This is a genomic window from Hydrogenophaga sp. IBVHS1 (genome assembly GCF_002127265.1).
Classification (GTDB): Bacteria; Pseudomonadota; Gammaproteobacteria; order Burkholderiales; family Burkholderiaceae_C; genus Hydrogenophaga.
In genome coordinates this window covers 78,291-92,554 of record NZ_NFUU01000002.1, presented here as the reverse complement: position 1 = coordinate 92,554, position 14,264 = coordinate 78,291, and the positions used below count along the sequence as shown (strand labels likewise).

The 14,264-nt window shown below is 67.3% G+C and carries 14 protein-coding genes; 12 read left to right on the top strand and 2 right to left on the bottom strand.

The genetic code is table 11. From position 1 onward, the window contains the following. The first annotated feature begins 1 nt into the window (after window position 1). Both CAP37_RS15200 and CAP37_RS15195 read left to right on the top strand, forming a co-directional pair. A complete protein-coding gene (locus tag CAP37_RS15200; protein ID WP_086125090.1) occupies window positions 2-373 on the top strand; it encodes a hypothetical protein in 372 nt (123 codons plus the stop codon). Continuing rightward, window positions 370-1,365: a tripartite tricarboxylate transporter substrate binding protein gene (locus tag CAP37_RS15195; protein ID WP_086125089.1), complete on the top strand. Its 996-nt coding sequence runs from the start codon at window positions 370-372 to the stop codon at window positions 1,363-1,365. Before CAP37_RS15200 ends, CAP37_RS15195 begins: the two co-directional genes overlap by 4 nt. Before the next feature lie 5 nt (window positions 1,366-1,370). Here the strand turns inward: CAP37_RS15195 and CAP37_RS15190 are convergent, their stop codons facing one another. After that, complete coding sequence (locus CAP37_RS15190; protein ID WP_086125088.1) at window positions 1,371-1,697, bottom strand: DUF1840 domain-containing protein; 327 nt, start codon at window positions 1,695-1,697, stop codon at window positions 1,371-1,373. A 143-nt stretch (window positions 1,698-1,840) separates the two neighbouring features. Between CAP37_RS15190 and CAP37_RS15185 the strand changes: the two genes are divergently transcribed. From CAP37_RS15185 to CAP37_RS15150, 8 genes are read left to right on the top strand one after another with little or no spacing between them, the layout of a single operon-like run. Next, entirely contained in the window at window positions 1,841-4,201 is a 2,361-nt protein-coding gene (locus CAP37_RS15185) for a bifunctional salicylyl-CoA 5-hydroxylase/oxidoreductase (RefSeq protein WP_086125087.1), read from the top strand. Next, window positions 4,198-4,692, top strand: a complete 495-nt coding sequence (locus CAP37_RS15180; RefSeq protein WP_086125086.1) for a MarR family winged helix-turn-helix transcriptional regulator — start codon at window positions 4,198-4,200, stop codon at window positions 4,690-4,692. The genes CAP37_RS15185 and CAP37_RS15180 overlap by 4 nt, the downstream gene beginning before the upstream one ends. Next, window positions 4,689-5,543, top strand: coding sequence for an enoyl-CoA hydratase family protein (locus CAP37_RS15175; protein WP_086125085.1), 855 nt, complete (start codon window positions 4,689-4,691; stop codon window positions 5,541-5,543). Before CAP37_RS15180 ends, CAP37_RS15175 begins: the two co-directional genes overlap by 4 nt. A 14-nt stretch (window positions 5,544-5,557) precedes the next feature. Continuing rightward, entirely contained in the window at window positions 5,558-6,766 is a 1,209-nt protein-coding gene (locus CAP37_RS15170) for an acyl-CoA dehydrogenase family protein (protein WP_086125084.1), read from the top strand. 17 nt (window positions 6,767-6,783) lie between these two features. Next, window positions 6,784-8,454: an AMP-binding protein gene (locus tag CAP37_RS15165; RefSeq protein ID WP_373271093.1), complete on the top strand. Its 1,671-nt coding sequence runs from the start codon at window positions 6,784-6,786 to the stop codon at window positions 8,452-8,454. Beyond that, a complete protein-coding gene (locus tag CAP37_RS15160; RefSeq protein WP_086125082.1) occupies window positions 8,451-8,858 on the top strand; it encodes a RidA family protein in 408 nt (135 codons plus the stop codon). The genes CAP37_RS15165 and CAP37_RS15160 overlap by 4 nt, the downstream gene beginning before the upstream one ends. A 38-nt stretch (window positions 8,859-8,896) precedes the next feature. Continuing rightward, complete coding sequence (locus CAP37_RS15155) at window positions 8,897-9,835, top strand: aldo/keto reductase (RefSeq protein WP_086125081.1); 939 nt, start codon at window positions 8,897-8,899, stop codon at window positions 9,833-9,835. A 25-nt stretch (window positions 9,836-9,860) separates the two neighbouring features. Further along, window positions 9,861-10,535: a DUF6064 family protein gene (locus CAP37_RS15150; RefSeq protein WP_086125080.1), complete on the top strand. Its 675-nt coding sequence runs from the start codon at window positions 9,861-9,863 to the stop codon at window positions 10,533-10,535. A gap of 10 nt (window positions 10,536-10,545) precedes the next feature. On the opposite strand, the gene CAP37_RS15145 is transcribed toward CAP37_RS15150, so the two are convergent. Next, window positions 10,546-10,770: a hypothetical protein gene (locus CAP37_RS15145; protein ID WP_086125079.1), complete on the bottom strand. Its 225-nt coding sequence runs from the start codon at window positions 10,768-10,770 to the stop codon at window positions 10,546-10,548. A gap of 133 nt (window positions 10,771-10,903) precedes the next feature. Between CAP37_RS15145 and CAP37_RS15140 the strand changes: the two genes are divergently transcribed. Together CAP37_RS15140 and mdeB are read left to right on the top strand one after the other, a co-directional pair. After that, on the top strand, window positions 10,904-11,503 hold the full coding sequence (locus CAP37_RS15140; RefSeq protein ID WP_086125078.1) for a hypothetical protein: 600 nt from the start codon (window positions 10,904-10,906) through the stop codon (window positions 11,501-11,503). A gap of 157 nt (window positions 11,504-11,660) precedes the next feature. Further along, a complete protein-coding gene (mdeB, locus tag CAP37_RS15135) occupies window positions 11,661-14,249 on the top strand; it encodes an alpha-ketoglutarate dehydrogenase (protein ID WP_086125077.1) in 2,589 nt (862 codons plus the stop codon). Window positions 14,250-14,264: the final 15 nt, after the last annotated feature.

Below are 14,264 nucleotides of genomic sequence, written 5' to 3'. Positions count from 1 at the left end.
CTTGATCGCGATTCGGGTCATTGATTCGATCACCGAACTGCAGCCCGCCGATGCGGGCTGCATCGCTTTGAGCGGCTCGCATGGCGGTTTGAGTTCGGCGCGTTATGCGCTGGCGGTGCGGCCCCTGCTGTCGGTGTTCAACGATGCCGGCATCGGGCTGGACGACGCGGGCATCGCCGGGCTGGCGCTGCTTCAAACGCACGGGCTGGCGGCCTGCGCGGTGTCGCACAAGAGTGCGCGCATCGGGCAAGCCGCCAGTACATTCGGCGATGGCGTGGTGAGCTGCGCCAACGATGCGGCGCTGGCCCTGGGCATCCGGCTCCAGCAGCCCTTGCAGCCGCAGATGGACAACCTGAGCAGGAGACACACATGAAACTATCCCGTCGCACCCTCGTCGCCTTGAGTGTTGCTGCCATCGCTGCCATGCCGGGCCTGGCCACCGCGCAGACCGCGTGGCCCTCCAAACCCGTCCGCATCGTGGTGCCCTTTGCGCCGGGCGGCACCACCGACATCCTGGCCCGCGTGCTCGCACCCGAGCTCAGCAAGGTGTTCGGGCAGAGCTTCGTGGTCGACAACCGCGCGGGTGCGGGTGGCAACATCGGCGCCGAGGTGGTGGCCAAGTCGCCGGCTGACGGCTACACGCTGCTGATGGGCACGGTGGGCACGCACGGCATCAACAAGTCGCTGTACGCGAAGCTGCCCTACGACCCGCAGAAGGAGTTCGCACCGATCACGCTGGTGGCGGGCGTGCCCAACGTGATGGTGATGAACACGAAGCGGGCGCAGGCACTGGGCATCAACACCGTGGCCGACTTCGTGAAGTACGCCAAGGCCAACCCGGGCAAGCTCAACATGGCCTCCAGCGGCAACGGCACCTCGATTCACCTGGCGGGCGAGCTGTTCAAGTCGCGCACCGGCATTTTCATGACGCACATCCCCTACCGGGGCTCCGGCCCCGCCATGGCCGACATGCTGGCCGGCTCGATGGACGTGATGTTCGACAACCTGCCTTCGGCGATGCCGCACATCCAGTCGGGCAGCCTGAAGGCGTTCGCCGTCACCAGTGCGGTGCGCTCGGCCGCCCTGCCCGACGTGCCCACCGTGGCCGAGGCGGGGAACCTGCCGGGCTTCGAGGCCAGTTCGTGGTTTGGCTTGCTGGCACCGGCCGGAACACCGCCCGAGGTGGTCAACCGCCTTCAGCAGGAGTCGGCCAAGGCGCTGGGCCTGCCGGCGGTGAAGGAACGTTTGCTGGCGCAGGGTGCGATCCCGAGCGGCAACACACCGCAGGAATTCACCAAGCTGATCAACGATGAAATCGTGAAGTGGGCGGCCGTGGTAAAGGCCTCAGGCGCCCGGGTGGACTGAGCGCCTCAGACGCCCCACACCACTTCCACGCCGGCCTTTTCCGCGCGCTGAATCATCTCGATGAACGGCGCCGAGCGCATGCGCAGGCTCACCGGGTCGAACTCAGGCGCGACATCGCCGCGGGCCTGCGCCTCTTCCTTCTGGCGACTGCGCGTGGCGTCTTCTTCTACTGCCGCTGCGCGCAGCGCTTCCACAGCCGCCGGCATCTGATCGGGCAGCAGGACGCCCGCGCCCGATGGGTCCTTGCCCATGATCTGCAGCAGGCGCTTGCCGTGTGGCTCCAGCATCACCAGCTCACCCGTTTCGCGGGATTTGAATCTGTAGACAGACATGGGTAGCCTCCTTTGAAACTCGAATGTAATTCACCACCATAGCACCGACGCGGAGTGCCGCCCATCCAGCAAGCTGATTCAACGGCGGTGGCCTAGGGTTTCCCCGGTTGGCCTGAGATATTTTAAGTCTAAACTAATTAGACATGAATACCCCCCATCCGGCTCTCAAGCGCATCCTGTGCATCGGCGGCGGGCCGGCCGGGCTGTATTTCGCCCTTCTCATGAAGCGGCGCGACCCGACACTGACCGTCACCGTGGTGGAGCGCAACCGCCCGTTTGACACCTTCGGCTGGGGCGTGGTGCTCTCCGACCAGACGCTGGGCAACCTGCGCGTGGCCGACCCCGAATCCGCCACGCTGATCGGCGAGGCGTTCAACCACTGGGACGACATCGACGTCTTCTTCAAGGGCCGCCGCGTGCGCTCCGGCGGCCACGGCTTCTGCGGCATCGGCCGCAAGCGGCTGCTGAACATCCTGCAGGAACGCTGCCTGGCACTGGGCGTGAACCTCGTCTTTGAGACCGACGTGAGCGACGACCAGGCCCTGGCCGCGCAGTACGAGGCCGACCTCGTGATCGCCAGCGACGGGCTCAACAGCCGCATTCGCACGCGTTACGCCGAGACCTTCCAGCCCGACATCGACACGCGCCAGTGCCGCTTCGTCTGGCTCGGCACAAAGAAGACCTTCGATGCCTTCACCTTCGCCTTCGTGCAGACCGAACACGGGTGGTTTCAGGCGCACGCCTACAAGTTCGACGGCGAAACTTCGACCTTCATCGTGGAAACGCCCGAGGAAGTGTGGAAGGCCCACGGCATCGATGCCATGAGCCAGGAAGATGGCGTGGCCTTCTGCGAGAAGCTGTTTGCCCCCTGGCTTGACGACCATGCGCTCATCAGCAACGCCTCACACTTGCGCGGCTCGGCCAACTGGATCCGTTTTCCGCGCGTGATCTGCGAAACCTGGGTGCATTGGCAAGACATCGCAGGTCGCCAGACCCCCATCGTGCTGATGGGCGACGCCGCCCATACCGCGCACTTTTCCATCGGCAGTGGCACCAAGCTGGCGCTGGAAGACGCGATCGATCTGGCCGATGAATTCACGCGCCACGCCAACGCCGACGTGGCCGAGGTGCTGCGCAGCTACGAGGCGCGCCGCAGCGTGGAAGTGCTCAAGATCCAGAACGCCGCGCGCAACTCCACCGAGTGGTTCGAGAACGTGGACCGCTACACCGGCATGGAGGTCGAGCAGTTCGCGTACTCGCTGCTGACGCGCAGCCAGCGCATCAGCCACGAGAACCTGCGCCTGCGAGACGCGGCATGGCTGGAAGGGTATGAGACCTGGCTTCAAACGCAGGCCCAACCAGAAAAACCAGTGAGGAAACACCCGACGCCGCCGATGCTGCTGCCGCTCACCGTGCGCGGCCTCACGCTCAAGAACCGCATTGTGGTTTCGCCCATGGCGCAGTACAGCGCGGTCGACGGCGTGGTGGGTGATTACCACCTGGTGCACCTGGGCGCACGCGCGCTCGGCGGTGCCGCGCTGGTGATGGTGGAAATGACCAGCCCCACACCCGAAGGCCGCATCACGCCTGGCTGTCCGGGTCTGTGGACCGACGCACAACAGGTCGGCCTGCAGCGCATCGTGGATTTCGTGCACGGCAGCAGCACCGCGAAGATCGGTCTTCAACTCGGTCACAGTGGGGCCAAGGGCTCCACGCAACTTGGCTGGGAGCAGATTGACGAACCGCTGGCTGCGGGCAACTGGCCGCTGATGTCGGCCAGCGCCGTGCCCTATGGCGAACAGAACCAGGTGCCCCGCGCCATGACGCGCGCCGACATGGACGTACTCACCGCCGCCTTCGTGGCCACCACGAAGCGAGCCGCAGACGCCGGCTTCGACTGGCTGGAGCTCCACTGCGCCCACGGCTACCTGCTTTCGGCTTTCATCTGCCCGCTCACCAACCTGCGCACCGATGAATTTGGTGGCTCGCTGGAAAACCGCTGCCGTTATCCGCTGGAGGTGTTCGCGGCCATGCGCGCCGTGTGGCCCGCCGACAGACCATTCAGCGTGCGCATTTCCGCGCACGACTGGGCGCCCGGCGGCAACACGCCCGATGACGCGGTGCAGATCGCGCGCCTGTTCAAGGCCGCTGGCTGTGATGTGATCGATGTGTCTTCGGGCCAGACCACGCGCGCCGCGAAGCCCGTGTACGGCCGCATGTACCAGACGCCGTTTGCCGACCGTGTGCGCAACGAGGCCGGCATCCTCACCATGGCGGTCGGCGCCATCAGCGAGGCCGACCACGCCAACAGCATCATTGCGGCCGGCCGCGCCGACCTGTGCGCCGTGGCCCGTCCGCACCTCGCCGATCCGGCCTGGACCCTGCACGAAGCTGCGAAACTGCAGACCCGTGCAATCGAGTGGCCGCGCCCCTACGAGAGCGGGCGCGATCAGCTCTACCGCGAAATCGCACGCCAACAGGCCCTCAACGCCAGCACGTCATGACAACCCCCTCTCTCGACCTCGAAGCCCGTGCCCACAGCGAGCACGCGCAGGAACTGCGCCTGTGGTTGCGGCTGCTGACCTGCTCGCAATTGATCGAGAAACGCGTACGCGCCTGCCTGCGTGAACAGTTCGACACCACGCTGCCGCGCTTCGACCTCATGGCCCAGCTCGAGCGCCACCCCGAGGGCCTGAAGATGAAGGAGCTCTCGCACCGACTCATGGTCACCGGCGGCAACGTCACCGGCATCACCGACCAGCTCGTCACCGAAGGCCTGGTGGAGCGCATGGGCGTGGACGGAGACCGGCGCGCCTTTCGCGTGCGCCTCACCGACCGCGGTCGCGCCAGCTTTGTCGACATGGCGCAGCAGCACGAGCAGTGGATCGTGGAGGCCTTCGAGGGCCTGAACGCACGCGACCTGGACAGCCTGCACAAACTGCTGGGCAAGGTCAAGCAGCACCAACTCGAACTCAATCGGAAACTGGACGAATGAAACACCCCATCCCCGACCACAACCCGATGCGCGGCCAGTACGGCCCCATGGCCGCGAAGGCGCCCAGTCACTTCGCGTTGAACGTGACCGAAGGCGTGGCCACCGTCACGCTCAACCGGCCCGAACGCAAGAACCCGCTCACCTTTGATTCCTATGCCGAGCTGCGCGACTGGTTTCTGGGCCTGCAGACCGCCACGGACGTTCGCGCCGTGGTGCTCACCGGCGCGGGCGACAACTTCTGCTCGGGCGGGGACGTTCACGAGATCATCGGGCCGCTCACGAAGATGACCATGCCCGAACTGCTCGCTTTCACGCGCATGACTGGAGCGCTGGTGAGCGCCATGCGCGCCTGCCCGCAGCCCATCGTGGCCGCCATCGATGGCGTGTGCGCCGGTGCCGGCGCCATGATGGCGTTGGCCTCCGATATGCGACTGGGCACGCCACAGGCCAACACCGCGTTCCTGTTTACCCGCGTGGGCCTGGCCGGTGCCGACATGGGCGCCTGCGCCCTGCTGCCGCGCATGATCGGGCAGGGTCGCGCCAGCGAGCTGCTGTTCACCGGCCGCGCCATGAACGCGCAGGAAGGTCACGCCTGGGGCTTCTTCAATGCCCTGCACGACAGCGCTGCGCTGCTGCCCGCCGCGCACAAGCTCGCCGCCCAACTCGCGCAGGGCCCCACTTTTGCGCATGGCATGACCAAGACCATGCTGCACCAGGAATGGGCCATGACACTCGACCAGGCCATCGAAGCCGAAGCGCAGGCGCAGGCGATCTGCATGCAGACGCAGGACTTCAAGCGCGCCTATGAAGCGTTCGCGGCGAAGCAGCGCCCGGTGTTTGAAGGCGATTGAGAGGAATAGCCGCCATGGTCGCCTTTGAACACCCGCACGGCATGCACCCGCCACAAGGCCAGTGGGAACTGCCCTTCTTCGACGCGCACCACCGCGAGATGGCGCCACGCCTGGCCGACTGGGCCGCGCTGCAACACGTGGACGAAACCGACGACCGCGCCGCCTGCAAGGACTGGGTGGCGCGCCTGGGCCGCGATGGCTGGCTTCGCTACTGCGTGAGCGCGGCACATGGTGGCGCGCTGCCCGCGCTCGATTCGCGCTCGCTCGTGATCCTGCGGGAAACGCTGGCCTTCCATTCCCCACTGGCCGACTTCGCCTTCGCCATGCAGGGCCTGGGCAGCGGCGCCATCACGCTCGCGGGCACAGCGGAACAGCAGGCCAGGTACCTGGGGGCCGTGGCCACGGGCCAGAAGATTGCCGCCTTTGCGCTCAGCGAACCCGAAGCCGGCTCCGATGTGGCGGCCATGGCCACGCGCGCCACACCCGCAGCGCAGGGCTGGACGCTCGATGGCAGCAAAACCTGGATTAGCAACGGCGACCTGGCCGACTTCTATGTGGTGTTCGCCAAGACCAACCCCGACGCCGGCGCGCGCGGCATCAGTGCCTTTATCGTCGACGCGCACGAACCCGGTCTGGACAGCAGCGCGCACATCCACGTGATGGCCCCGCACCCACTGGCCACCTTGCACTTCAACGCCTGCGGTCTCGGCGCCGACGCCCTGCTGGGCCCGCTGCACGGCGGCTTCAAGCTGGCCATGCAGACGCTGGACATCTTCCGCGCCTCGGTGGCCGCTGCGGCGCTGGGCATGGCGCGGCGCGCGCTGGCTGAAGCGGTGGCGCACGCGAAACACCGCAAGATGTTCGGCCAGACCCTGGCCGACTTCCAGCTCACACAGGCGAAGCTGGGCGAGATGAGTGCCCTCATCGACGCCGCCGCCCTGCTCACCTACCGCGCGGCCTGGCTGCGCGACTGCAGCCCCACCAGCGGAGCGGGCACGCCGGCCTACACCGCGGCCGCCGCCAGCGCCAAGCTGACCGCCACCGAGAACGCGCAGCGTGTGATCGACATGGCGCTGCAGATGTTCGGCGGGCGCGGCGTGCAGGTGGGCCAGAAGATCGAAAGCCTCTACCGCGACATCCGCTCGCTGCGCATCTACGAAGGCGCCAGCGAAGTGCAGCTGCTCATCCTCGGCAAGCACACCTTGCGCGGCACCGGCCCGTGAACCATGGGGAAATGTCCATGACCAGCACCGTTCCCAGCGCTCAGCCCGATCAATTCGTGCACGACCGCCTGCCGCCCCCCGAGCAGTGGCCCGAGCTGCGCTTCGACCGACCCGAGCTGCAGTTGCCGGCACAGGTCAACGCGGTGCAGGCCCTGTTCCAGCGCGCGGTGCAGGCCGGTCATGCCGAACGGCCCTTTCTGCGCAGCGATGAACGCACGCTGAGCTACGCGCAGGCACAGTCGGAGGTGAACCGCATCGCCAACGTGCTCACGGTGGACCTCGGCCTTGTGCCTGGCAACCGCGTGCTGCTGCGCGGCGGCAACTCGGTGGCCATGGCGCTGACGTGGCTGGCCACGGTGCAGGCCGGGCTGGTGGCGGTGGCCACCATGCCGCTGCTGCGCGCGAAAGAGCTTGCGGCCATCGTCTCGAAGTCGCAGCCCGCGCTGGCCCTGTGCGATGTGAAGCTGCAGGACGAACTCAAGGCGGCCCTGGCGGCCGACCCCGCTGCAGCCGGCATGCGGCTGCTGGTGTTCAACACCGGCACCGCCGATGCGCCGAATTCGCTGGAGAAACTGGCGGCGCGCCAGTGCGAGCACAGCGCACCCTGCCCCACGGCCGCCACCGACATCGCCCTGCTGGCTTTCACCTCGGGCACCACCGGCACGCCCAAAGCCGCTGTGCACACCCACCGCGACGTGCTTGCCGCCTGCGAGACCTGGCCGCGCCACGTGCTGCGTGCCACGCCCGACGACATCGTCATGGGTTCGCCACCGCTGGCCTTCACCTTCGGCCTGGGTGGGCTGCTGGTGTTTCCCATGTGGGCGGGCGCCTCGGTGTATTTCCCTTCCATTCCCTACACGCCCGAGGCCATGGTGCAGCTCATCGGCCGCGTGGGCGCCACCATCTGCTACACCGCGCCCACCTTTTACCGGCAGATGGCCGCGTTCGCGCAGCAGCACGGCATTGGCAAGTTGCGCATCAGCGTGAGCGCGGGCGAAGGTTTGCCCGACGCCACTCGACAGCTCTGGAAGCAGGCCACCGGGCTGGAGATGCTCGACGGCATCGGCGCCACCGAGATGTTCCACATCTTCATTTCTTCCCCGCCCGATTCCGTGCGCCGGGGAGCCATTGGCCAGGTGGTGCCGGGCTACGAAGCCCACGTGGTGGACGAACAGGGGCACGAGCTGCCCCATGGCGAGGTGGGCAAGCTCGCGGTGATCGGCCCCACCGGCTGCAAGTACCTCGACGAGCCGCGCCAGACGCAGTACGTGAAGGCCGGCTGGAACTACCCCGGCGACGCCTTCAGCCAGGACGCCGACGGTTACTTCTTCTACCAGGCGCGCACCGACGACATGATCATCACCGCCGGCTACAACGTGGCCGGCCCGGAGGTGGAAGCCGCCTTGCTGCAACACCCGGCCGTGGCCGAATGCGGCGTGATTGGCCGCCCCGACGAAGAACGCGGCCAGATCGTGCTCGCCTACGTGGTGCTCAAACCCGGCGAGGCCGCTGGCGCGCCGCTGGTGAAAGCATTGCAGGAGCATGTGAAGCAGTCGCTGGCGCCCTACAAATACCCGCGCGAGGTCGTGTTTGTGGCGCAGCTCCCGCGCACCGAAACCGGCAAGCTGCAGCGCTTCGCGCTGCGCCAGCAGGCCACGCAAACCCTCTCCCGGAACCCGACCCCATGATGAAGCACCTGCAACCGCCCGGCTGGGCTGCGCCCAAAGGCTACGCCAACGGCATCGCCGCGCGCGGCACCCATGTGTTTGTCGGTGGACAGATCGGCTGGGATGGCGCGCAGGTGTTCGCCAGCGACGACTTCATCGATCAGACGCGCCAGGCCTTGCGGAACATTCGCGACGTGCTGGGCTGCGCCGGCGCCGGGCCCGAGCACATGGTGCGCATGACCTGGTACATCGTCGACCGCGTGGAATACAACGCGCGCCTGCGCGAGCTCGGCGAGGCGTACCGCGAGGTGATGGGCCGCCACTTCCCGGCCATGACCTGCGTGGAAGTGAGCGCCCTGGTGGAAGCGCGGGCCAAGGTGGAGATCGAAGTCACTGCCGTGGTGCCGGACGATCCCGGAACTTAAGCGCGCCCGGGTTGCTCCCACGGCTTTTGCACCAACGCATGAGCCGCATCCCACCCGCCGACCCCGCATCGACGCAGCGCCGTCGCTGGCTCGCTGGTGCCGCGCTGATGGCCGCGCTGCCGCGACTGTCCTTGGCGCAATCAACCAGCCCCGTCATCACGCGCCGCATTCCTTCCAGTGGCGAAGCGGTGCCGGTGGTCGGGCTCGGCACCTGGATCACCTTCAACGTGGGCCAGGACCCGGTGGCGCGCGACGCCTGCGCGCAGGTGGTGCGCGCCTTCTTTGCAGCGGGTGGCCGCCTGATCGACAGCTCGCCCATGTACGGGTCTTCGCAGACCACCATTGGTCACGCACTGGCGCAACTCGGCATGCCCGCCACGCTGTTTTCGGCCGAGAAGGTGTGGGTGGGCGATGTGGCGCGCGGTGCCGCGCAGATGGAAACCTCACGCGCGCACTGGGGCGTGCCGCGCTTCGACCTGATGCAGGTGCACAACCTGCTGGGCTGGCGCGAGCACCTGCCGCGTCTGCTGGCCATGAAGGCGGCCGGGCAACTGCGGTACGTGGGCATCAGCACCTCGGAAGGCCGGCGGCATGCCGAGCTGGAAGACATCATGCGCACGCAGCCGATCGACTTCGTGCAGCTCACCTACAACCTGCTCGACCGGGAGGTGGAGCAACGCCTGTTGCCACTGGCGCAGGAACGGCGCATCGCCGTCATGGTCAACCGCCCGTTTCGCGAAGGCGCCTTGCTGGATCAACTGAGCCGCCACCCGCTGCCGGGCTGGGCGCGCGAGATCGATTGCGATGGCTGGGCGCAGGTGGCGCTCAAGTTCGCGGTGTCTCATCCGGCCGTGACCTGCGCCATTCCCGCCACCAGCCAGGTGGCGCATGTGCGGCAGAACATGGGCGCCGCACGCGGCCGCATGCCAGACGCGGCGCTGCGCGCCCGCGTGGCGCGCGACGTGGCCGCCCTGTGAAGACCCCCGCCCAGCGAGGCGCGAGATGAGCGAGTGGTGGACCTACCGCCCCTCGGACCTGCTCATGTTCGCGCCGCGCACCTACTGGCGCCTGTTCGAACTGCACAACGAATCGCTCTGGCCCATACAGGTGCTGACGGCGCTGTTCACCATTTTTCTGGCGGTCGCACTCTGGACCGGCCGAATGGGCGCGGTGCGTGCCGGCATGGCCCTGCTGGCCGCGTGCTGGGCGCTGGTGGCGTGGACCTTCCTCTGGCAACGCTACGCGCCCATCAACCCGGCTGCGGGCGCCTTCGCCATGGGCTTTGCGTTACAGGCCGTCGCCATTCTTGTGCTGTCCCTGGCGGGCAGCCTTCGCGTTGTGAACGACGTGGCGCGCCAGCGAACGGGGCTGGCCCTTGTGGCCTGGGCCGAGTTCCTGCACCCCTGGCTGGCCGCCATCACGGGCCGACCGGGGTCGCAGGCGGAGTTCTTTGGCCTCGCACCGGACCCAACAGCCATCGGCACCTTGGGCGTGTTGCTCTGCGTCACATCGAGCCACCGCGCCGTGCGCAGCCTGCTGGCCGCGACATGGGGGGTGGCACTGATCTGGTGCGCAGTCAGCGCGGCCACGTTGTGGACCATGGGCACCGCGGAAGGCTGGGTACCAGCGTTGGGCGCGGCGCTTGCCCTGGCCGTGCTGGCACGCCGCCACGCTTGACGCTGCTGCGCTACCAGAGCGCCGAGTCGCGCATGTCCTGCAGCCGGCGCCGGTGGCGCAGTCGGTAGCGCCGCACCGCCACGGCCGTGATCGCGATGAGCACGAGCCCCAGCAGCACCCATTCCCCCACGCCGAGCGCGCGGTCCAGCAAGACCTCGGCGAGCCAGGACAAACCCAGCAGGCAGATGGCCAGCGCCAGTGAGGCCAGGGCGAACAGGGGCAGATAGCGCGACATGATGGGCAGGGTTGGCGCCTTGTTCGGCGCAGAAGCAAATCGGCAAAAGGAATTGATTCTCGCACCCCGCCGACCTCCCGGCCCATCCTGTCACTACACTGCGGGCTTTCCCGTAGTCGCCCCAAAGCCGCCCATGGACATCCTGATCTTCACGCTGGTGACCTTTGCGGTCGTTGTTTTCCTCAACACCCAAGACCAGAAGCGGCGCATTGCGCTGCTCGGCCAGCACCTGGGCCGCTACCGCATCGAAGCCCTGATGGAAGAACTGGCTCAGGGCTACCTGCGAGCGCTGGGAGAAAACGACCCGCAGCGCCGCGAGCAGATCTGGAGCCTGCTGGCGGGTTCCGAGAACGCCATCGCGGACCAGTTCACCCGGTTCACTTCGGAGTTTTCACGCGTCGATGAGACCGCCGCCCGCGTGAGCAAGATCGCTCTGCCCTGGGCGGCACGCCTGTTCCCCCGCGCCGCGTTCGATCTGCGCGAGGCCTTTCGCATTCATTCACGCGGCATCGCCGATGCGGTGTCTCCCGCAGAGCAGCGTTCACCGCGCGACAAGGCCTTCACGCTGTCGGCCGAACTCTTCCTCATGCAACACACCTGCCACTGGTTTTGCCGCTCCCGCACCGTGGCCTCGGCCCGCCTGCTGAAGCGCCATCAGGTCAGCCATGCGCAGGTGCTGGCCGCCGTGTCACCGGCCACGCGGCGCGCCTACGCCGAAATGACGGGCATCTGAGGCAGGCGCGCTGGTTGCGGGGTCTCAACCAGCCGGGAGACGCATCCAGCGCCTCGCACCCGCACCTGTTATGCCTCATGAATTGAACTTCTTCGGGGGCATCCACAGCACTTGCCTCGCCAGTGCGCCTACAGTGTCCGGTCCAGGAGCCCAGACCATGAACGACGTTTCGAAGCAGTTGCATTTCATCGAGCCCGCACCAGCCGATCCGGACCCCGGCGAAACGGCGGAGTGGCGCGAAGCGCTGTTGTCGCTGGCGTCGAGCCAGGGCCCGGCGCGCGCGCGGCAGATTCTCGACGAGCTGGCTCGGCTGGCGCGCCAGCAGCGCATTGGCTGGCAGCCCGAGCTCAACACACCCTACATGAACACCATCGCGGTGGAAGACCAGCCGGCCTTTCCCGGCGACCTGGCGGTGGAAGAGCGTCTGGCTTCGCTGATGCGCTGGAACGCGCTGGCCATGGTGGTGCGCGCCAACCAGGCTTACGGTGAACTCGGTGGTCACATCGCCAGCTACGCCAGCGCGGCCGACTTGTTCGAGACCGGGTTCAACCATTTCTTTCGCGCAGGCCGCCAGGGCGATCTTGTTTTCTTTCAGCCCCACAGCGCACCCGGCGTGTACGCCCGGGCGTTCCTTGAAGGCCGCCTGAGCGAGGCCGACCTGCTGCACTACCGACAGGAGCTCACGGCCCCGGCCAGCGGCGCGCGCGGTCTCTCCAGCTACCCGCACCCTTGGTTGATGCCGGATTTCTGGCAGTTCCCCACCGGCTCCATGGGCATCGGGCCCATCAGCTCGATCTACCACGCGCGCTTCATGCGCTACCTCACGCACCGCAACCTGCAGAACTGCGAAGGCCGCAAGGTGTGGGGCGTGTTCGGGGACGGCGAGATGGACGAGCCCGAGAGCATGTGCGCGCTCACGCTGGCCGCGCGCGAGAAGCTCGACAACCTGGTGTGGGTGGTCAACTGCAACCTGCAGCGCCTCGACGGCCCGGTGCGCGGCAACGGCCGCATCATCGACGAGCTGGAAAAACTCTTTGCCGGCGCCGGCTGGAACGTGATCAAGCTGGTGTGGGGCAGCGACTGGGACGGCCTCTTTGCACGCGACACCAGCGGCGCGCTGGTGCGCGCCTTCGCCCACACGGTGGACGGCCAGATGCAGACCTTCGCCGCCAAGGACGGCCGCTTCAACCGCGACAACTTCTTCGGCCAGAACGAAGAACTCGCCAGGCTCGCGCAGGGCATGACCGACGAGCAGATCGATCGATTGAAACGCGGTGGCCACGACCTGGTGAAAATTCACGCCGCGTACGCCGCTGCTGCCGCACACACCGGGCAGCCCACGGTGATCCTGGCGCACACCAAGAAGGGCTACGGCATGGGCAGCGCCGGCCAAGGCAAGATGACCACGCACAGCCAGAAAAAATTCGACGGCGCCGATCTCATCGAGTTCCGCAATCGCTTCAATCTGCCACTCTCCGACGCGCAGGCCACCGGTCTGGAATTCTTTAAGCCCGCCGACGACAGCGCCGAGATGCGTTACCTGCGCGAGCACCGGGAGCGGCTCGGTGGCGCCCTGCCTCGGCGCGAGACAGCTTGTGAGGTGGTGCCCGTGCCCCCGATCGACGCCTACGCCACCTTTGCCCTGAAGGCCGACGGCAAGGAGATGAGCACCACCATGGCCTTCGTGCGCATGCTCGGTGGCCTGCTCAAGGACGCACAACTCGGTCCGCGCATCGTGCCCATCGTGGCCGACGAAGCGCGCACCTTTGGCATGGCCAACCTGTTCAAGCAGATCGGCATCTACAGCAGCGTGGGCCAGCGCTACGCACCCGAAGACATTGGCTCCGTGCTCAGCTACCGCGAAGCGCTGGAAGGCCAGATCCTGGAGGAAGGCATCAGCGAAGCCGGCGCGCTGGCCAGCTGGACGGCGGCAGCCACCAGCTACAGCGTGCACGGCCTGGCCATGCTGCCGTTCTACATCTACTACTCCATGTTCGGCTTCCAGCGCGTGGGCGACGCGATATGGGCCGCCGCCGACCAGCGCTCGCGCGGCTTTCTGCTGGGTGCCACCTCAGGGCGCACCACGCTGGGTGGCGAAGGCCTGCAGCACCAGGACGGCAGCAGCCACCTGGTGGCCGCGACCATTCCGAACTGCAAGGCCTACGACCCCGCCTTCGCTGGCGAACTGGCGGTGATTGTGGATGCCGGCATGCGCGAGATGCTGGTGGAGCAGCAGGACGTGTTCTATTACGTCACGCTCATGAACGAGAACTACGCCCAGCCGGACCTGCCCGAGGGTGTGGCCGCTGATGTGCTCAAGGGCGGCTACCACTTCGGTCGGTTCGGCCCCCACCCGGCAACGACACGCGTCACTTTGCTCGGCTCTGGCGCCATCCTCACCGAAGTGCTCAAGGCCGCCGCGCAACTGGCCGACGACGGCATCGGCGCCGATGTGTTCAGCATTACCAGCTGGAGCGAACTCGCGCGCGACGGTGTGGCGCACGCCGCCGAGGCGCACCTCACGCGCCTGCTGGCAATGAGCGCCGGCCCGGTGGTGGCCGCCACCGACTACGTGCGTGCGCTGCCGGAGAGCGTGCGCGCCTTCGTGCCGGAAGGTCGCACGTTTCACACGCTGGGCACCGATGGTTTCGGCCGCAGCGACACGCGTGCGGCGCTGCGCGCGCACTTCCAGGTGGATGCCGACAGCATCGTCCGGCGGGCGAAGGCGGCACTGGCGGTGCGCTGAAGCTGAGCGCGGGAG